The organism is Mitsuaria sp. RG (assembly GCF_028369275.1).
Classification (GTDB): domain Bacteria; phylum Pseudomonadota; class Gammaproteobacteria; order Pseudomonadales; family Pseudomonadaceae; genus Aquipseudomonas; species Aquipseudomonas peradeniyensis.
Genome location: NZ_JAQMYQ010000011.1, coordinates 1 through 20,848 on the forward strand (window position 1 = coordinate 1; position 20,848 = coordinate 20,848).

10 protein-coding genes are annotated in these 20,848 nt (G+C 66.9%); 2 read left to right on the top strand and 8 right to left on the bottom strand.

Going from position 1 to position 20,848, the window contains the following annotated elements; genetic code table 11:
• Positions 1 to 111: 111 nt before the first annotated feature.
• From POF53_RS08655 to POF53_RS08670, 4 genes are all read right to left on the bottom strand, one after another.
• Positions 112 to 582 carry an arsenate reductase ArsC gene (locus tag POF53_RS08655; protein WP_498967288.1) on the bottom strand — a complete coding sequence of 157 codons (471 nt, stop codon included), beginning with the start codon at positions 580 to 582 and terminating at the stop codon, positions 112 to 114.
• A 15-nt stretch (positions 583 to 597) separates the two neighbouring features.
• Positions 598 to 1,881 carry an arsenic transporter gene (locus POF53_RS08660; RefSeq protein ID WP_069017405.1) on the bottom strand — a complete coding sequence of 428 codons (1,284 nt, stop codon included), beginning with the start codon at positions 1,879 to 1,881 and terminating at the stop codon, positions 598 to 600.
• A 21-nt stretch (positions 1,882 to 1,902) separates the two neighbouring features.
• Positions 1,903 to 2,247 carry a metalloregulator ArsR/SmtB family transcription factor gene (locus POF53_RS08665; protein WP_110739533.1) on the bottom strand — a complete coding sequence of 115 codons (345 nt, stop codon included), beginning with the start codon at positions 2,245 to 2,247 and terminating at the stop codon, positions 1,903 to 1,905.
• Between the two features lie 151 nt (positions 2,248 to 2,398).
• Positions 2,399 to 2,773 carry a hypothetical protein gene (locus POF53_RS08670; protein ID WP_232856891.1) on the bottom strand — a complete coding sequence of 125 codons (375 nt, stop codon included), beginning with the start codon at positions 2,771 to 2,773 and terminating at the stop codon, positions 2,399 to 2,401.
• Between the two features lie 503 nt (positions 2,774 to 3,276).
• Between POF53_RS08670 and POF53_RS08675 the strand changes: the two genes are divergently transcribed.
• Positions 3,277 to 4,059: a FecR domain-containing protein gene (locus POF53_RS08675; RefSeq protein WP_232856890.1), complete on the top strand. Its 783-nt coding sequence runs from the start codon at positions 3,277 to 3,279 to the stop codon at positions 4,057 to 4,059.
• A gap of 6 nt (positions 4,060 to 4,065) precedes the next feature.
• Here the strand turns inward: POF53_RS08675 and POF53_RS08680 are convergent, their stop codons facing one another.
• The 4 genes from POF53_RS08680 to POF53_RS08695 form a co-directional block, all read right to left on the bottom strand.
• Positions 4,066 to 4,674 carry a hypothetical protein gene (locus POF53_RS08680; RefSeq protein WP_203647283.1) on the bottom strand — a complete coding sequence of 203 codons (609 nt, stop codon included), beginning with the start codon at positions 4,672 to 4,674 and terminating at the stop codon, positions 4,066 to 4,068.
• A 77-nt stretch (positions 4,675 to 4,751) separates the two neighbouring features.
• Complete coding sequence (locus POF53_RS08685; protein WP_498967292.1) at positions 4,752 to 6,080, bottom strand: TolC family outer membrane protein; 1,329 nt, start codon at positions 6,078 to 6,080, stop codon at positions 4,752 to 4,754.
• Between the two features lies 1 nt (position 6,081).
• A complete protein-coding gene (locus POF53_RS08690) occupies positions 6,082 to 7,407 on the bottom strand; it encodes an HlyD family type I secretion periplasmic adaptor subunit (RefSeq protein WP_232856887.1) in 1,326 nt (441 codons plus the stop codon).
• Between the two features lie 18 nt (positions 7,408 to 7,425).
• Positions 7,426 to 9,162, bottom strand: coding sequence for a type I secretion system permease/ATPase (locus tag POF53_RS08695; protein ID WP_110739527.1), 1,737 nt, complete (start codon positions 9,160 to 9,162; stop codon positions 7,426 to 7,428).
• Between the two features lie 658 nt (positions 9,163 to 9,820).
• Between POF53_RS08695 and POF53_RS08700 the strand changes: the two genes are divergently transcribed.
• A complete protein-coding gene (locus POF53_RS08700; protein WP_498967295.1) occupies positions 9,821 to 20,647 on the top strand; it encodes a peroxidase family protein in 10,827 nt (3,608 codons plus the stop codon).
• The last annotated feature ends 201 nt before the right edge of the window (positions 20,648 to 20,848 follow it).

A 20,848-nucleotide genomic window follows, 5' to 3' on the forward strand; every position in this document is an offset into this window, starting at 1 on the left:
AGGGTAACCATAGATGTAGGAGCGGCCTTGCGTCGCGATGCGCCGCGCGGGCGGCGCTCGATCTTGTAGGCGCTGCAACTCTAATGTCGAACACCTCGAAAGGACCAGCGCTCAAAGCCTGCCGATCTTCTCCAGCTCAACCCCAAGCTGATCGCGTCCGAGGCGGTCCAGGGGCAGGGCCAGAAACGCCCGGCAGCGCCGTTCGATATGCGCCAGGGTGGCGCGGAAGGCGGCGTCGATGGTCTGCTCGTCGCCCACCACCTCGGACGGGTCCGCCAGTCCCCAGTGGCACTTCAGCGCCGGGCCGAAGTACACCGGGCAGGTTTCTCCGGCGGCCTTGTCGCACACGGTGATGACGATGTCCGGCGGGTTGTCCGCGAAGGCGTCGTTGCCTTTGCTGCTCAGCCCCTCGATGGCGATGCCGGTCTGTTGCAGGGTGCTCAGGCTGCGCGGCAGCACCTGGCCCCGGGGAAAGCTGCCGGCGCTCACGGCCTGCAAACCCGGCGGCGCCAGGTGGTTGAACAGGGCTTCGCTGAGGATGCTGCGGCAGCTGTTGGCCGTGCACATGAACAGGACTCGCATGGGGCGCTCCGGGTATCAAAGGCTCAGGCGCAAGGCCAGGGCCGAGAGGGTGATCAACAGGACCGGCAGGGTCAGCAGGATGCCGACCTTGAAGTAGTAGCCCCAGGTGATGCGCATGCCCTTGCGCTCCAGCACGTGCAGCCAGAGCAGGGTGGCGAGGCTGCCGATGGGGGTGATCTTGGGGCCCAGGTCGCAGCCGATGACGTTGGCGTAGATCATCGCTTCGCGTACCAGACCCTGGGCATCGCTGGCCTGGATCGACAAGGCGCCGATGAGCACGCTGGGCATGTTGTTCATCACCGACGACAGCAAGGCGGCGAGCAGGCCGGTACCGAGGGTGGCGCTCCACAGGCCGTGCGCGGCCAGGCGGTCGAGCAGTTGCGTGAGCAGGTCGGTGAGGCCGGCGTTCTTCAGTCCGTACACCACCAGGTACATGCCCAGCGAGAAGATCACTACCTGCCAGGGCGCCTCGCGCAGCACGCGACGGGTGGAGATGCGATGGCCGCGGGCGGCGACGGCGAACAGCATCGCCGCGCACACCGCCGCCACCGCGCTGACCGGCACGCCCAGCGGTTCCAGGGCGAACAGCCCGACCAGCAGTACCAGCAGCATCCAGCCGCCGACCACGAAGGTGGCGCGGTCATGGATCGCCGCCTCGGGGGCCTTGAGCGCATCGAGGGCATAGTGACGCGGCAGGTCGCGACGGAAGAACAGCCACAGCACGCCGAGGGTGGCGGCGACGCTGACCAGGTTCACCGGGACCATCACCGCGGCGTACTCGCCGAAGCCCAGGCCGAAATAGTCCGCCGAGACGATATTGACCAGGTTCGACACCACCAGCGGCAGGCTCGCGGTGTCGGCAATGAAACCAGCGGCCATGACGAACGCCAGGGTCGTGGCGGCCGAGAATCGCAAGGCCAGCAGCATCGACATGACGATGGGGGTGAGGATCAGCGCGGCGCCGTCGTTGGCGAACAGCGCCGACACCGCCGCGCCCAGCAGCACGCAGAAGGCGAACAGGCGGTAGCCGCTGCCATTGGCCCAGCGCGCCACATGCAGGGCGGCCCATTCGAAGAAGCCGGCTTCATCGAGCAGCAGGCTGATGATAATGATGGCGATGAAGGTGGCCGTGGCGTTCCAGACGATGGCCCAGACCGCCGGGATGTCCTGCAGCGAGACCGCGCCGACGGCCAGGGCGATCAGCGCGCCGAGTGCCGCGCTCCAGCCCACGCCCAGGCCACGGGGTTGCCAGATCACCAGCACCAGGGTGAAGACGAATACCGCGATCGCGATCAGCATGGGTGTTTTCCGGGGGCAGGTTCAGCAGCAGGCGGCGCGTTGCGGGCGGCCGTCCATGTGCTGCAGGCGGGTGGTGTTGTCGTGCAGCCAGGTTTCGTTGGCTCGCAGGGTCAGTTGCAGCAGGTCATGCACCCAGGCAGGGAGCTGTGGGGCGAGGCGGTAGTACACCCACTGGCCCTGGCGGCGGTCCTGCAACAGGCCGCAGTTGCGCAGTTGGGCCAGGTGGCGGCTGATCTTCGGCTGGCTGTCGCCGAGGGCGCACATCAACTCGCAGACGCACAGCTCGCCCGACTGGGCGATCAGCAAGGTGGCACGGGCGCGAGTCTCGTCGGCGAGGCATTTGAATACCTCAGGAGGCGTGAGCATGGTGAAGGCCTATACATATGGAAAATCGAATATACGTATTTTCGTATGTATCGCGCAACCCCATCACGGGGCAAGCCCGCTCCCACGCTGTGCAAGCTAAATCAGCACGTTATGTTTTGTTCCAGAGGGAAGCTGGCAGCGCGTGGGCTGTTCAGCGACGATAGTAGCGGTGGTCGTCGTCATAGCGATGACGCAGGGCGCGCTCGTGATGGCGTTCCCAGTAACGTTGCCGTTCCATTTCCCGGCGGTGCTGCTCCCGGCGCCATTGTTCGCGGCGCCACTGTTCCCGACGCCAGTCGTCGCGGTGATCGTGCCAGCGCTCGTCGTGCCGGTAGCGGTCGTCATGGGCCAGCAGCGCTGCCGAGGGTGCGCTGGCCAGGCTTGGCCAAGGGTTTTCGCTGGCCTGGCGGTCCGCCAGGTCGAGGGTGTGAGGTGTCGACGTCTTCATCGGTGCGGCGGATGCCGAGCCTGCGGCCGCGAGTGCGAACAGGCCAACGAGCAGCATGCATGGGGCAGGGAATTTCATGAGAGAAGACAACCTCTGAATGGCAGGTGAGCGTGCGTTCGGTGGCTGTTGGAGCAACCGAGGAATGCACTCACCCAATAGACCGGGAAAATGGAAAAAGTTCTGGAGGGGGGGTTGTCCCGATTCTTGTCCTCAAGGTGTTCGCCGTAACCGTTGCAGCGCCTATCAGATCGAGCGCCGCCCGCGCGGCGCATCGCGGCACAAGGCCGCTCCTACATCTGTTTCGGACCAGTCAATCCTGTGCCATCACCTGGTACGCCTTGTGAGTACCGCGCGGTTTCAGCGTGGGCACCAAGGCAGGCAACCATGGCCTGACAGGTTCGGTACGTTGCAACAAATGTAGGAGCGGCCTTGTGCCGCGATGCGCCGCGCGGGCGGCGCTCGATCTGATAGGCGCTGCAACGGTTACGGCGAACACCCCCAGAGCAAGTCAGAGCAACTGGCAAAAAGTAAATGATAAGAATTATCATAAGCACCTTTCGCCCTCCCCAGAGAGTCGCCGCATGTCTTCAACCCACCGCGACCCGGCACTGGACCTGATCCAGAACCGTGACTCCCAGCCCCAGGGTGGCCGGGCGAAGGTGTCGCGGCGAACGCTGCTCGGCAGCCTGACCGCGACCGGCGTACTTCTCGCCAGTGGCTATGGCGTGAACCAAGGTGGCGCGCTGCCAACGCTGTTCAGCGATTGCGCCACCGGCACCGGACAACGACGCGGTTGGCGACTGGCACCGGGCCTTTCGGTGCTACTGGACAGCCGCAGCGCACTGGACAACGCTGGCCGCGCCGTGACCTTGCAACGTGGGCGGGTGCTGCTGGAGGTGACACAGGGCGCCGGTGTCAGCCTGCGAACCACCCAGGTACGGATCATGCCGGGGCAGGCGGCGCGCTTGATCGTCCAGCAACAAGCATCCGCGACCCTGGTGCAGATGCTTGATGGCGTGGCATCGATCGCGTGGGGTTCGGCCGCTCCGCTGGCACTGGAAGCCGGGTGGCAGCAACTGTTCGGCGACACGGGCAGTACCCCGAGGGTCGCACTGCCAACTGGGGCCGGAGCCTGGACCCATGGACACCTGGTGGCCGAGCGCATGCCCCTGGCCGAGGTGCTCGAGGAACTCGACAACTATCGCCCAGGCGTGCTCAGGTGCGACCCGCAGATCGCGCGATTGCAGGTCAGCAGGTCATTGTCCCTCGACCAACCGGATGCCAGCCTGATGCTGCTGACCGAGACCCTGCCGGTTCGGATCCAGCGGGTACTGGGGTACTGGGCCAACGTGGTGCCGGCCTGAGCCCACTCACTTCACCTGGCCGTTGTACACCACGGTCGCGGCGCCATCCTTCTTGATGGTCAGCTTGTTGCCTTCGGCCATGCTTTCGACCATTTCCGAACAGCCGTCCACCTCAGCCTTGCCGTCCACGTACTCGCCGCTGGTATCGAAGCTGAAGACATAGGTGGACGCCGGGCAGGCATTGCCGCCTTCGCCCGTGGACACCACCAGCACATAGCGGCTCGGGCCGAAGGCGTAGGCTTTCTCGATGGCGACGTAGCCGGTGCCTTCGGCGTCGGCGACGACGGACTCCATGACGTTCATCACGCCTGCCCGGGACTGGTAGTTCAACGCGGTGCCCATTTCCATGCCCTGGACGCTGAACGGACCGGCACCTTCGTCGCTGATCGGCAGCGGCTCATAGGCAATGCTCGGCGCCAGCGGTGCGCTGACGGTAGGCTTGGCCAATAGCGCGGCCTGAGGCTGCGGGTTGACGCACTGGCCGCTTTCACAGATGCGCTCACCCTTGCAGTCGGTGTCCTTGGCGCATTGGCCGGTCGCCGCGGTGGTCTGGTCGGCCTTGTCGCAGCCGGCGATGGCCAGGGTGAGGAGGGTGAGGGCAAGCAGTCGCTTCATCAGCGAAGTCCTTTTCATGGATGAGGGCTGAGCAGTATCGCCAAACTGTGGGCCGATGTCGCGGGCTGTATCTCAATCTAGTTGTTCACCAACAACTCCGGCCCCAGGTACCGGTTGATCTGGTCGATGTCGTCATCCCCCAGGCTGCCCACCGCCGAGGCCAGGCGCAGGCGCGACATCAGGTAGCGCAGCTTGGCCTCGAACAGGTCATGCCGTGCCACGAACAGCAGCTCCTCGGCGTCGAGCACATCGGCGTTGGTGCTGGTGCCGCCGGCACTGAAACCCTTGCGTGCCGATAGCAGCGAGCGTTCGTTGGAGGTCACCGCCTTTTCCAGCGCGTGCACGCGCAGGGCGCCGCTTTGCACGCCGCGAAACTCGCGGGTGGTGCCAGTGATGACTTCCTGTCGCGTGGCATCGAGCTCGTCCAGGGCCTTGGCGCTGTTGGCGCTGGCCTGGCGGCTCAGCGCGCTGACGCCGCCGCCGCTGTACAGCGGGATGTTCAGCTCCAGGCCGATCGAACTGTAGTGGTTGCGCTGGTTCAGCTCGGAGATCGACTGGCTCTTGCCAGCGGTGTAGCCGGCGACGAAGTCCAGGGTCGGCCAGTGGCCGGCCTTGGCGCGCTTGACCTCTTCCTCGGCCAGCGCGTAGCTGTGCCGGCGCGCCTGGATCACCGGGCTGTCGGCCTGGGCCCTGGCCAGCCAGTCGCGCAGGTTGTCCGGCAGCAGCGGCGGGGTGGCGAAGTCCGCCTGCAAGGTGGTCAGCGACACGGGTGTCTCGCCGATGTACTCGGCCAGTTTGCGGCTGGCGTTGGCCAGGTTGTCCTGGGCCTCGATCAGCTCGGCCTCGGCAAGGTCGCGCCGGGCCAGGGACTCGTCGATGTCGGTGATGGTGCCGGCTCCAAGCTGCATGCGTCGCCTGGCCGAGCCGAGCTGCTCCTCGAAGGCACCGAGCTTGGCCCGGGCCAGGGTGATGGTCTCGCTGGCCAGGAGCACGTCGAAGTAGCTGTCGGCCAGGCGCACGGCGGCGTCCTGGCTCTTGGCGTCGAATACCGCCACGCTGTAGTCGGCGCGTTGCTGGCCCTGGCGGTATTCGGCCATCTTCTGCTTGTTGAACAGCGGCTGGCGCAGGCGCAGGTTGGCGCCGGTGGCGTCATAGTCGAGGTCGTTGTCGATGCCGTGCTGGCGCTGGCTGCCGTCGATGCGGTTGGCGTAGGCCGAGGCGTTGACCTGCGGCAGCAGGCCGGCCTGGCCGATGGCGCGGTTTTCCAGGCCGGCCTGCTGTTCATGCACCGCGGCGCGGTAGATCGGCCCCTGGTACTGCAGCAGGTCCCAGGCCTGCTTGAGGTCCATGGCGCCGGCCGGCAACGCCAGCGTCAGCAGGCACAGGCCAAGGCAATGGCGATTCATCTCATTGCTCCTTGAACGCGGCGTCGACGCGTTCGAGCAGGGGTTTGAGCAGGTAGCTCAGCAGGTTGCGCTCGCCGGTCTTGATGGTGACGGTGGCGGGCATGCCGGGGCGGATATGGTTGCTGCCGAGTAAAGCCATGCCGTCGGCGGTGACTTCCACCTGGGCCAGGTAGAACGGCTGCTTGCTCTCCTCGTCGAGCAGGCGGTCGGCGGAGACGGTCAGCACGCGCCCGGGAATGTTCGGCGTGCTGGCGTGGTTGAAGGCGGGGAAGGCGATGTCCACGGCCAGGCCCGGGGTCATGCGGTCGATGGCCTGCACCGGGATCATCGCGTCGACCTGCAGTGGCTCGTCGAGCGGGACGATCTCCATGATCCGGCTGCCGGGCTGGACCACCCCGCCGACGGTGGCGATGCTCAAGGCCTGGACCATGCCGTCGATGGGCGCGCGGATGATCGTATGGGTCACTTCGTAGTCCAGGGCGCGCAGGCGGTCGGCCAGGGTGGTGCTTTCCTTGGCGGTGTCGGTCAGCTGCGACTGCACCTCCTTGAGGTAGTCGTGGCGGCGCTGCAGGACGCGCAGCCTGAGCTCGTTGATCTGGCTGCGCACCCGGGCGATGTTGTTGAGGTTCTCGGCCTGGCCGGCGGAGAGGTCGGCGTTGCTGCGCTCAAGCTCCAGCAGGCGGTTGCGCGGTACATAGCCTTCGGCCGCGAGCATGCGCGTGCCTTGCAGTTCCTGGCCGAGGAAGCCGATCTGCGAGGCGCGGGCGCCATACACCTGCTGCAGGCCCTTGAGCTGCACCGCCGAGGCGGCGATGTTCTCCTCGAGGATGCCGATTTCGCCGGCCAGGCCCGCGCGCCGGGTCGCCAGCAGGTGCTGTTGCAGGTCCATGGCCGCCAACAGCCGCGGATCGTCTTCGAACTGGCGCAGCAGGGCAGGGGCGAAGGTCACCGTGTCGTGGCCGTCGCGTTCGGCCTCCAGGCGATTCTCCACGGTCTTGCTGACGATGTACTGGGCGCTGACCGCGCCTTGCTCGGCCAGCGCATGCAGGGCGTCGAGGCGCACCAGCGCCTGGCCTTTGTTCACCCGCTCACCCTCGTGCACCAGGATCGCCTCGACGGTGCCGCCGGTCAGGTGCTGCACGGCCTTGCGATTGCTGGTGACCTTGACCGTGCCGGTGGCGACCACGCCGGCGTCCAGGGGCGCCAGCCATGACCACAGGAGGAAACCGCCGAAGCCGGCGAGCACCAGCCACAGGCCCCAGCGCACGGGTTTGCCGACGTCGAGGTCGATCGGGTTGGCGTCGGCCGGAAGCAGTTCGGTTTGCATGGAATGGATCATGATCGGTCACTCCCGTACCTTGACGGCGGCCAGCGGGGTCGCGGCGCCAGCGGGGATCACGCTGGCCGTGCGCAGGGCGGCGAACACTTCTTCACGGCTGCCGAGCATCTGCACGGCGCCGTCGCGCAGCATCAGCACCTTGTCGACGGCGCAGAGCACGTTGGGGCGGTGCGAGATCAGCACCACCGTGGCGCCGCGGCCCTTGAGTTCGGCCAGGGCGTCGACCAGGGCTTTCTCACCGAGGTCGTCGAGGTTGGCGTTCGGTTCGTCCAGCACGATCAGGTTGGGTTCGCCGTACAGCGCGCGGGCCAGGGCGATACGCTGCTTCTGACCGCCGGACAGCGGGCCGCCGTCGCTGTCCAGGCGGGTGTCGTAGCCCTGGGCAAAGCGCAGGATCATGTCGTGCACGCCGGCGCTTTTGGCGGCGCGGATCACCGCCTCGCTGTCCACCTCGGCGAAGCGGGCGATGTTGTCGGCGATGCTGCCTTCGAACAGCTCGACATCCTGGGGCAGGTAGCCGAGCCAGGGGCCCAGTTCACGCTTGTTCCAGGTGAAGATGTCGGCGCCGTCCAGGCGCACCTTGCCGGCCTGGGCCGGCCACACCCCGACCAGCAACCGCGCCAGGGTCGACTTGCCCGAGGCTGACGGGCCGATCACCCCGAGGCTTTCACCCGGGGTCAGGCCCAGGCTGACACCGCGCAGGATGGTGCTGCCGGTGCCGGGCGCGCCGGCATACACGTTCTCCACCGCCAGCATGCCCAGCGGCCGTTGCAGCGACATGCTCGGCGGGCGCTGCGGATAGTCCTGCAGCAAGCCGTTGAGCCGGCCCCAGGCCAGGCGGCAGCCGAGCAGTGGCTTCCACGCGGCGATCACCTGTTCCACCGGGCCCAGGGCCCGGCCGGTCAGGATCGAGCAGGCGATCATCATGCCCGGGGTGATCTTGCCCTCGATCGCCAGCAGGGCCCCGGTGCCGAGGATCAGCGACTGCAGGGTGATGCGCACGAAGCGCCCGATGCTGCCGATGACGGCGGCGCGGTCGGAGGCCAGGGTCTGCATCTGCAGGATGCGCAGGTGGCTCTGGAACCAGCGCTGGCTGATCGACGCCAGCATGCCCATGGCCTCGATAACCTCGGCGTTGCGCAGGTTGTTGTTGGCGTAATGGGCGCAGGCGAGGGCGGCGTGGTTGGCCTCGCCCAGGGGCTGCTTGGTGGCCTTTTCGGTGAGCCAGGCCAGTGCCGCGAGGATCAGCGAGCCGACCAGCGTGACCAGGCCGAGCAGCGGGTGGATCAGGTAGGCGACGAGCAGGTAGATCGGTGTCCAGGGCGCGTCGAAAAAGGCGAACAGGCCGTTGCCGGTGAGGAACTGACGCACCTGCGCCAGGTCCTGCAGGGCCTGGCCGGGGCTGCCGCCGGCACGGCTGAGGTTGCGCTCGAAGGCGGCGCTGAACAGGCGCCGGTTGAGCGCCATGTCCAGGCGGTTGCCGACCCGCACCAGCACCCGGCTGCGCAGCATCTCCAGGGTGGTCATCAGCAGGAACAGCCCCACCACCAGCACCGTCAGCATGCCCAGGGTCGTGAGGTTGCGGCTGACCAGCGCGCGGTCGTATACCTGCAGCATGTACACGGCGGGCGTCAACATCATGACGTTTATCACCCCGCTGAACACCGCCAGGGCATAGAAACTGCGTCGCAGTTGAAACAGTGCCTCGGCCAGCTCGGAGCGGGTACCTGTCTGCCTGGTCATCGGGGGAGCCTCCCTCTGCGAAAAATGCCGGCCGCCGTTGCGGTGGTCGGGCTAAAAGCCTTGTGGTTGCTGGCCTGCAGAAGGTTTTGTCGCTCTTTTGGCGGGTTATTCCAAATACGCTGCAGGGAGCCCACAAACAGCAGAGTAGGTTGCGTAGAAATATCTTGTAATATCTTTTTGCTCTATTGATTCCTTCAAGTTCCTATTAAAAACAGTGGCTTGATAAGCATTATCGATGCGCGACATTTTTTGCTGACGAGATATTGACAATATTTTGCCACGCAACTTTAGTCTTAATCAGTTCGTGGGAACTTTCGCCGCAGGCCAGCTGTCGCCCCGACCCCTCGCGAATCCTTGTCGACATTCCTGTGGGAGCAGAACATGACTCGTCTCCTGTTCTTGTACCGAGTGAATGGGCTCTACAGGACGTTCCCCTGCCATTCGAGAAACCATGGCCCGCCCCGGGCCCGGGAGCGCCGCGCCTGAGCGACGGCGAGCCCTGAACCTTCGCGAATCCGAGGCACGTAGCCCGCACGACGGGTAACGCTGTCGCGCACCCGTATTCGCCATAAAAAAACCAACTGCATGACCGTGCACGCCACCGACCGGGCGCGACGGGCGCCTGCGCCTCGCTCCCGACAGACAGAGGTCAACCATCATGGCCAATTTCAGCAAGTCCGACCTGCAATTCATCCTCCAGCAGATTTTCATCGCCGAGGCCCACGCCAAGGGCGCCAGCCTCATCGACCTGCTGCCCAACAGCCAGGTGCCGTTCGGCCTGCGCACCGTCGATGGCAGCTACAACAACCTGGTGACCGGGCAGAGTGAGTTCGGCGCCTCGGACAACGCCTTCCTGCGCCTGATGGATGCCCAGTACCGCGCGGCGTATGCCGGCACCGGCACGGTGAGCGACAGCCAGCCGCGCACCATCAGCAACCTGATCGTCGACCAGACCGCCAACAACCCGGCCGCGGTCGACGCCAACGGCGGCGCCGCTCCGGTGCTCAGCCCCGGCATCGACGGGGTGTTCGGCACCGCCGATGACAAAGAGGTGTTCTTCATCCCCAACCAGTCGCCGGACGTCGGCCTGACCGCCGGCTTCAACGCCTGGATGACCTTTTTCGGCCAGTTCTTCGACCACGGCCTGGACCTGGTCACCAAGAGCAGCAGCCAGATGGTGTTCATCCCGCTGCAACCGGACGACCCACTGTACGTGGCCAACAGCCCGACCAACTTCATGGTGCTGCCGCGTGCCGTGCGCACTGCCGGCGCCGATGGCGTGGTCGGTACCGCCGACGACGGCCAGCCCAACACCACTTCGCCCTTCGTCGACCAGAGCCAGACCTACAGCTCGCACCCCTCGCACCAGGTGTTCCTGCGCGAGTACGCCCTCGACGCGGCTGGTCACCCGGTGGCCACCGGGCGGCTGATCACCAACCGTGACCTGGGCGCCGATGGCAAGTTCGGCACCAGCGACGATGGCAACGGCGAGAACGGCGGCATGGCCACCTGGGCCGTGGTCAAGGCCCAGGCCCGCGACATCCTCGGCATCAACCTGACCGACGCCGACGTGCACCGGGTGCCACTGCTGGCCACCGACGCCTATGGCAACTTCCTGCGCGGACCCAACGGCATGCCGCAGGTGGTGATCCGCGTGGGCAATGGCGCCGACGGTATTGCCGGCACCGCCGACGACGTCACCCAGCTGGTCGAAGGCAACCGCGCCGCGCCCATCAGCCTGGTCAATGCCGTGAGCAGCGGCCATGGTTTTCTCGACGACATCGCCCACAACGCCGAGCCGGTGCTGGTCGGCGGGGTGCTGCAGGCCGATGCCGACAGTGCCGTGGGCAATGCCCAGCCCATGGGCCCGGGCGGCAACAACCTGACCTACGACAACGAACTGCTCGACGCCCACTACATTGCCGGTGACGGCCGGGTCAACGAGAACATCGGCCTGACCGCCGTGCACCACGTGTTCCACGCCGAGCACAACCGCCTGGTCCAGCAGACCAAGGACACCATCCTCGCCTCGGGCGACCTGGCGTTCCTCAACGAGTGGCTGATCGACGATGTGGCCGCCTTGCCCGCCACGCCCGCCGAGGTGGCGGCGCTGGTGTGGAATGGCGAACGCCTGTTCCAGGCGGCCAGGTTCGGCACCGAGATGCAGTACCAGCACCTGGTGTTCGAGGAGTTCGCCCGCACCATCCAGCCACAGATCGACGAGTTCCTCGCCCCCAGCGGCTATGACACCTCGATCAACCCGGCGATCCTCGCCGAGTTCGCCCATGTGGTGTACCGCTTCGGCCACTCGATGCTGACCGAGACCGTCGACCGCTTCGACCCGGCGTTCAACCCGATCCTCAGCGACCCGGACAACCCGGACCAGCAACTGGGCCTGATCGCCGCCTTTCTCAACCCGCTGGCCTTCGCCGGCAGCGGCGCCACCGCCGATGAAGCGGCCGGGGCGATCATCCGTGGCGTGACCCGCCAGCTCGGCAACGAGATCGACGAATTCGTCACCGAGGCGCTGCGCAACAACCTGCTCGGCCTGCCCCTGGACCTGCCGGCGCTGAACCTGGCCCGTGGCCGCGACACCGGCATCCCCTCGCTCAACGAGTCGCGCCGCGAGTTCTACGCCATGACCGGCGACAGCCAGCTCAAGCCCTACATCAGCTGGGTCGACTTTGCCGACCACCTCAAGCACCCCGCGTCGCTGGTCAACTTCATCGCCGCCTACGGCACGCACGCCTCGATCACCTCGGCAACCACCCTGGCCGACAAGCGCGCCGCCGCCCTGGCCCTGGTGCTGGGCGGCAGCGGCGCGCCGTCCGACCGCCTGGACTTCCTCAACGGCAGCGGCGCCTGGGCCAACGTGACCAAGGCCGGCAAGGATGGCGTGCTGGGCACCGCGGACGACCTGAGCGGGGTGACGGTGACCGGGGTCGACGCCATCGACTTCTGGGTCGGCGGTTTGGCCGAGCAGAAGATGCCTTTCGGCGGCATGCTCGGCTCGTCCTTCAACTTCGTCTTCGAGACCCAGCTGGAGGCCCTGCAGAACGGCGACCGCTTCTATTACCTGTCGCGTACCGCGGGCCTTAACTTCGGCGCTGAGCTGGAGAACAACTCGTTCGCCAAGCTGATCATGGCCAACTCCGATGTCACCCACCTGTCCAACACCGTGTTCCTCACCCCGACCTTCACCCTCGAGGTCAACCAGGCCAACCAGTTCACCGGTCTTGGCGGCGACGGTCGCGCCGACCCCACCGGAGGGATCGAGATCAACGGCGTGGAGATCGTGCCGCTGGTCATTCGCGACAACCCCGACACCGTCGGGCCGGACGACAACTACCTGCACTACACCGGCGAGGACCACGTGGTGCTCGGCGGTACCTCGGGTGATGACATCATCCTTTCCGGCGAAGGCGACGACACGCTCTATGGCGATGGCGGCAACGACTACCTCGAGGGCGGCGCCGGCAACGATGCCGTGCTCGGTGGCGCAGGCGACGACATCATCACCGATTCGTTCGGCGACAACCGCCTGGAAGGTAACGCCGGCAACGACGTGATCGTCGCCGGCAGCATGCTCGCCGCCGGCAACCTGATCCTCGGCGGCGACGGCCAGGACTTCATCATCACCACCGAGGACATCAGCACCACCTTCGGCGGCCAGGGCGATGACTTCATCCTCGGCGCCAAGACCAACCTGCCGCCCACCGGCAACGAAGGCGATGACTGGATCGAGAAGGGCACCCAGGACGGCGCGCCGGGCGACAACTTCGCGCCGCTGCTTACCGATGAAGTGGTGGGCAACGACATCTTCGTCGGGGGCGGCGGCTTCGACGAAATGATCGGCGAGGGCGGCGACGACATCTTTGTCGGCAGCGATGCCCAGGACAAGATGGACGGCATGTCCGGCTTCGACTGGATCACCTACAAGAACGACCAGGTCGGCGTCACCGCCGACCTGAGCCTGGCCGCGCTGGCGCAGCCCCATGGCAACGCGCCGAACCAGAACGCCGGGGTGTTCAACCCGGTCGGCGCTTCGCCAGCGTCGATCCTCGATCGCTTCGCCGAGGTCGAGGGGCTGTCCGGTTCGCGCTTTGCCGACGTGCTCAAGGGCGACGACGTCGATGCGGTCACCATCCTCAACCATGGCGGCACCACCGGCAGCGCCCTGAGCAATGTCGCGCTGATCCGCGGCTTGGCGCAGTTCCTCGCCGACGCCGGGCTGCCGACCACCGGCTTTGCCACCGGCAACATCCTGCTGGGCGGCAATGGCAGCGACCTGATCGAGGGCCGTGGCGGCGACGACCTGATCGACGGCGACAAGTGGCTCAACGTGCGTATCGCGGTCTACGCCGCCGATGACCTCGACCACACCGGGCCAGAAATCGCCAGTTTCGACAGCATGGTCGAGATGATCCCGTTCATGCTCGACCGCACCTACAACCCCGGCCAGCTCAAGGCCATCCGGGAAATCCTGCCCGGCACCTCGACTGGCGGCGCGGCCTTCGACACCGCGGTGTTCTCCGGGGTGCAGGCCGAGTACGTGGTGACCCAGGACACCCGCGGCACCGCCGACCTGGCGGACGATGTGTGGACCGTGGCCGATACCGTGGCCGGGCGTGACGGCACCGATACCCTGCTGCACATCGAGCGCCTGCAGTTCGCCGATGCCCAGCGCGTGCTGGTGCCGGGGCTGAACGCGCAGCCGACCGGCAGCCCGAACCTCAGTGACGGCAACGGTGGCGCGATCACCGTGGGCGATATCCTCAGCGTGAGCATGGCCGGGGTGCGCGACGGCGACAACGTCACGGCGGGCAACCCGCTGGGCACCCTGGCCAATGCTTCGGTGTCCTACTACTGGCAGTTCGAGGCCGACCCCGGCAGCGGTGTGTTCGAGGACATCATCCTGCTGCCGGCCGGCGACCTGGCGTTCCAGAGCGCCGATGGCACCGCGTTCAAGGTGTCGCCGGACCTGGTCGGCCTGTCGCTGCGGGTCAAGGCGATCTACCAGGACGCCCACGGCACCACCGAGGTGCTGTTCAGCGCGCCCACCACCGTGGTCGAGGCCGGCGCGCCGGTGGTGCCGACCGCGCCGACGCCGGTGGTCGATGCCAGCGCGGGGGGCGAGGGCCTGCACATGGTCCGTTCCGACCTCAACTTCATCCTCGCCCAGATCAAGATCGCCGAAGCGGATGCCGCCGGGCAGGACATCCTCTCGCTGATCCCCAACATCCGCGCGCCCTTGGGCCTGCGCGCGGTCGACGGCTCTAACAACAACCTGATGAACCTCAATGGCCATGACCATACCGAGTATGGCGCCGCCGACAATGTCTTCCCGCGCCTGACCGACCCGGTGTTCAATACCGCCGAGGGCGCGCCCGCCGGGTTCTTCGGCCCCGGCTCGCCGGCCATCCCCGGCTCGTCGTACCAGCAGACCAGCGGTTACGTGTTCGACTCAGAGCCGCGCACCATCAGCAACCTGATCGTCGACCAGACCTCGAACAACCCGGCGGCCTACGCCAGCGCCTACGACCCCGGCGCCAACGGCGTGCTGGACTTCGGCACGCCGGGCAACGACGACCAGCTCAAGGACGGTGTGCGGGTCGTCGCCAGCCCCGGCATGGACGGCCAGTTCGGCACCGGCGACGACCATGATGTCTTCCTGTTCGAGAACACCTCGGCGGATGCCGGGCTGTCGGCGCCGTTCAACGCCTGGATGACCTTCTTCGGCCAATTCTTCGACCACGGCCTGGACCTGGTCACCAAGGGCGGTTCGGGAACCATCTTCATTCCCCTGCAGCCGGACGACCCGCTGTACGTGCCGGGCGGCGCCGCCAACTTCATGGTGCTGACCCGGGCCACCAACCTGCCGGGGCCGGACGGCATCCTCGGCAACGCCGACGACATTCACGAGCACACCAACACCACCACGCCGTTCGTCGACCAGAACCAGACCTACAGCTCGCACCCCTCGCACCAGGTGTTCCTGCGCGGCTACCAGCTCAGCGCCAGCGGCCCCATCGCCACCGGCCGGCTTATCACCAACCGCGACCTGGGCGCCGACGGCAAGTTCGGCACCGCTGACGACAGCGAGATCGGTGGCATGGCCACCTGGAAGGTGGTCAAGGCCCAGGCCAACGACATCCTCGGCATCCACCTGACCGACGCCGACGTCGACAACGTGCCGCTGCTGGCCACCGATGCCTACGGCAACTTCATCAAGGGGCCGCATGGCTATCCGATGGTGGTGATGAAGGGCGCCGACGGCTTGGGCGGCACCGCCGATGATGTGCTGGTCGAAGGCAACCCGTTGGCGCCGATCGACCTGACCAATGCCGTGCGCACCGGCCATCAGTTCCTTGCCGACATCGCTCACAATGCCGTGCCGGTATCCATCGGTGGCGTGCTCGCGCCGGATGCCGACAGCGCCACCGGCAACGCCGTGCCGGTCAATCCGCACACCGGTGCCAACCTGGCCTACGACAACGAACTGCTGGACGCCCACTACATCGCCGGCGATGGCCGGGTCAACGAGAACATCGGCCTGACCGCCGTGCATGCGATCTTCCACTCAGAGCACAACCGGCTGGTGGCGCAGACCCAGGACACCGTGCTCGACTCGGGCGACCTGGCCTTCCTCAACGAGTGGCTGCTGACCCCGGTCAGCGCCTTGCCCGTCAGCCAGGCCGAGATCGACGCCCTGGTGTGGAGCGGCGAGCGACTGTTCCAGGCGGCCAAGTTCGGCACCGAGATGCAGTACCAGCACCTGGTGTTCGAGGAGTTCGCCCGGACCATCCAGCCGCGCGTCGACCTGTTCTTCGCCCCGACCCAGGTCTACGACGTCGACCTCGATGCCTCGATCGTCGCCGAGTTCGCGCACACCGTGTACCGCTTCGGCCACTCGATGCTGACCGAGACCGTCGACCGCTTCGACATCGACTTCAAGGTGATCGGCGATCCGGCCAGCGCCAACCCCGAGCAGCAGATGGGCCTGATCGCGGCGTTCCTCAACCCGCTGGCCTACGCCGCCAGCGGCGTGACCCCCGAGGAGGCAACCAGTGCCATCGTGCGCGGGGTGACCCGCCAGGCCGGCAACGAGATCGACGAGTTCGTCACCGAGGCGCTGCGCAACAACCTGCTCGGCCTGCCGCTGGACCTGCCGGCGATCAACATCGCCCGTGGCCGCGATGTCGGCATCCCCTCGCTCAACGCCGTGCGCCGCGACATCTTCGGGCAGACCGGCGATACCCAGCTCAAGCCGTACACCAGCTGGGTCGACCTGGTGCAGCACCTCAAGCACCCGGAGTCCTTGATCAACTTCATCGCCGCCTACGGCACCCACGGCTCCATCACCTCGGCCACCACCCTCGACGGCAAGCGCGCCGCGGCCCTGGCCCTGGTGTTCGGTGGCGCGGACGCGCCGTCCGACCGCCTGGACTTCCTCAACGGCAGCGGCAGCTGGGCCAACGTGACGCTGGCGGGCAAGGACGGGGTGCTGGGCACTGTCGATGACCTCAAGGGCGTGACCGTGACCGGCGTCGATGCCATCGACCTGTGGATCGGCGGCCTGGCCGAGGCCAAGACCCCGTTCGGCGGCATGCTCGGCAGCACCTTCAACTTCGTGTTCGAGAACCAGCTGGAGAAACTGCAGGACGGTGACCGCTTCTACTACCTGGAGCGCACCGCCGGCCTGTCAATGAACGCCGAGCTGGAAAGCAACTCGTTCGCCAAGCTGATCATGGCCAACACTTCGGCCACGCACCTGCCGGGCCTGGTGTTCTCCGACCCCGGGTTCTACCTGGAGCTGGACCGCAGCAAGCAGTACAACGACGGCTTGGGCAACGCCGACCCGCTCGGCGACAACGGCCAGCAGGTGGTGTTCCGCGACAGCCCGCTGACCGAAGGGCCCGACAGCAACTACATCCGCTATGCCGGTGACCAGCACATCGTGCTGGGCGGCACCCAGGGCGACGACATCCTCGTCTCCAGCGAAGGCGACGACACGGTCTGGGGCGACGGCGGCAACGACCGTATCGAAGGCGGCTACGGCAACGACCAGCTGCGCGGCGGTGCCGGCGACGACATCATCAGCGACATGGGCGGCGACGACAACATCCAGGGCGGCGACGGCAACGATGTGCTGCATGGCGGCAATGGCGTCAACCTGATCATCGGCGGCTTCGGCAATGACTTCATCGTCACCGGCGAGGATGCTTCCGAGGCCATCGGCGGCCAGGGCAACGACTTCATCCTCGGCAGCAAGGCCAACGAGCAGGACATGGGCAACGAAGGCGACGACTGGATCGAGAAGGGCACCTCGGACGGCGCCCCCGGCGACAACTTCGACCCTCTCGGCAACGATCCGGTGATCGGCAACGACGTGTTCGTCGGCGGCAACGAGAACGACAAGTTCAACGGTGAAGGCGGCGACGACATCATGGTCGGCAGCCTCGGTTTCGGCGATCGCTACATCGGCGGCTCCGGCTATGACTGGGCGACCTTCAAGGGGCTGGCCCAGGGCGTGACCGTCGACTACAGCGACCGCTTCTTCGATGTGCCGCCGGTACCGGGCTCGGGGGCTTCGGCGCTGGTGCGCTTCGACATCATGGAAGGCCTGTCGGGCTCGGCGCACGGTGACTTCCTGCGCGGCGACAACGAGGACGCCACCTCGCTGCCGACCGCCGGGGCCACCGGCAGCGTGCTCACCAACATCAGCCTGATCAACGGCCTGGCCGGGCTGCTGCCTGTTGGCGCGACCTTCTACGACGGTGGCAACATCATCCTCGGCGGCAGTGGCAGCGACCTGATCGAAGGGCGTGGCGGCGACGATATCCTCGACGGCGACAAGTGGCTGAACGTGCGCATCAGCGTGCGTGCCAACAGCGACGGCAGCGGGCCGGAAATCGCCTCGTTCGACAGCATGGAGCCGATGGTGCCGCTGATGCTCAAGGGCACCTACAACCCCGGCCAGCTGGTGATCGTGCGGGAGATCCTCAGTGGTACCGACCAGTACGACACCGCGCTGTTCTCCGGCATCGCCACGGACTACCGCATCGTCGTCGAAGGCAACACGGTGATCGTCACCGACACGGTGGTCGGACGCGACGGCGTCGATCGCCTGACCGGCATCGAGCGTCTGCAGTTCGCCGACGGCGCCCAGGCTTCCGGCGTGGGCAGCGCGCTGAACAACGGCCCCAGCGGCCACCTGGCGATCGTCGACGATGCCACCGGTCTGCGCGATGACACGCCCGTGGCCGGGCAGTTGCTGCGGGTCAGCGACCTGGCGGTGCATGACGCCGACAACCAGGGCGCGAGCAACCCCAGCGGCGCGCTGAGCGGGCCGGTGGCCTACTACTGGCAGGTGGAGAACATTCCCGGCACGGGCGTCTACGAGGACATTACCTTCGTCGCCGCCGGCGAGGTCTCGCGGGCGATCGGCAGCACCTACCGGGTGGCGGACGATGTCGCCGGCCTGAACATCCGCGTGCGGGCGGTGTACCAGGACGCCAAGGGCACCCTGGAGATCGTCGACTCCTCGGCCAACAGCGCGCCCAGCAGCGGGCCCGCCGTGGCCGGGCTGCTGGTGCAGAACCAGGTGCTGAGCGCCAACCCGGCGACCATCGTCGACGCCGACGGCATCGGCAGCGCGCCGTTCACCTTCCAGTGGCAGATGAACAACGGCGCGGGCTGGGTCGATATCGCCGGTGCCACCGCCAGTACCTTCACCCTTGGCCAGCCCCAGGTCGGCCAGCATGTCCGGGTGCAGGTGGGCTACGTGGACACCTTCGGCGTGGCCGAGCGCGCCGCCTCCGACATCCTCGGCCCGGTGGCCAACGTCAACGACGCGCCGACCGGCACGGTGCTTATCAGCGACACCACGCCGGACCAGGGGCAGTTGCTGACCGCCTCGACCGCCGGCATCGCCGACCTCGACGGGCTGGGCGCCTTCAGCTTCCAGTGGCAGCAGGGCGTGGGCGGCATCTTCGTCGACATCGCCGGCGCCACCACGGCGAGCTACACCCCGGGCTTCGCCCAGGGCAACCAGCAACTGCGGGTGATCGTGCGCTACACCGACGGCTTCGGCGCCCAGGAAACCGTGACCTCCGCCGCGACCACGGCGGTGCGCCTGCTGACCGGCGTCACCCTGGTGGGCACCAATGCGGCGAACACACTCACCGGCGGCGCTGGCAACGATGTGCTGCGCGGCCTGGGCGGCAACGACACGCTCAATGGCCTGGGCGCGGTGGACCAGCTGTTCGGTGGGGCGGGCAACGACATCCTCAACGGCGGTGACGACGCTGACTTGCTGTTCGGCGAGGACGGCAACGACACCCTCAACGGTGGCCTTGGCGCGGATGCCATGGACGGCGGCCTCGGCAACGACACCTTCGTGGTCGACAATGCCGGCGACAGCGTTGTCGAGGCGGCTGGGGGTGGTACCGACCTGGTGCAGACCAGCCTGCTCAGCTATCAGCTCGGCGCCAACATCGAGAACCTCACCTTCACTGGCAGCGGCAACTTCACAGGCTTCGGCAACACGCTGGCCAACACCCTCACCGGCGGGGCCGGCAATGACCAGCTCGATGGCGGTGCCGGCGGTGACCGGATGGTGGGCGGTGCCGGCAACGACACCTATATCGTCGACTCCACCTCGGATGTGGTGGTCGAGGCGGGTGGTGGCGGCATCGACACCGTGCTGACCGCGCTGGCCAGCTACAGCCTGAGCGCCAACGTCGAGAACCTGACCTACACCGGCGTCGGCAACTTCATCGGCAGCGGCAACGGGCTGAACAACGTCATCACCGGTGGTGCCGGCAACGACACCCTCAGTGGCGACGGCGGCAACGACACCCTGGTCGGCAACGCCGGCAACGACACGCTCAACGGCGATGCCGGCAACGACCAGCTGATCGGTGGCCTCGGCGCCGACAGCCTGAACGGGGGTGGCGGCGACGACAGTCTCGACGCAGGGGAGGGCGATGACACGCTCAACGGCGGTGTCGGCAACGACACGCTGCTGGCCGGAGCGGGCAACGACAACCTCGACGGTGGTGTCGGCATCGATGTGGTGGTCGGCGGCGACGGCAACGACACGGTGCTGGGCGGTGGCGGCAACGATGTCGTGCAGGGCGGCAACGGCAACGACTTCGTCAATGGCGGGGCCGGTGACGACATCGTCAGCGGTGGTGCCGGCAACGACTCGCTGGTGGCCAACGACGGCAACGATATCTTCCAGTTCGCGGCAGGCTTCGGCACCGACCAGGTGTTCGGCTTCGACGCCGCCCCGGCAGGGGGGCAGGACCGGCTGGATATCACGGCGCTGAGCATTACCGCGGCGAGCTTTGCCGTCAGTGTCAGCATTGCCGATGTGGGCGCCGATACGCTGGTCAGTTTCGGGGGGCCTGACTCCATCCGCCTGGTCGGGGTGGGGGATGCGACCAGTGTGACGGTGGCGGACTTTATCCTCGCGTCTTGAGGGAGGGCGATGTGTTTGGCGAGAGAGTTGTAGCGCCTATGCGATCGAGCGCCGCCCGCGCGGCGCATCGCGGCACAAGGCCGCTCCTACATTTGTTGCAACGTGCCGAACCTGTCAGGCCATGGTTGCCTGCCTTTGTGCCCACGCTGAAACCGCGCCGTACTCACAAGGCGTACCAGGTGATGGCACAGGATTGACTGG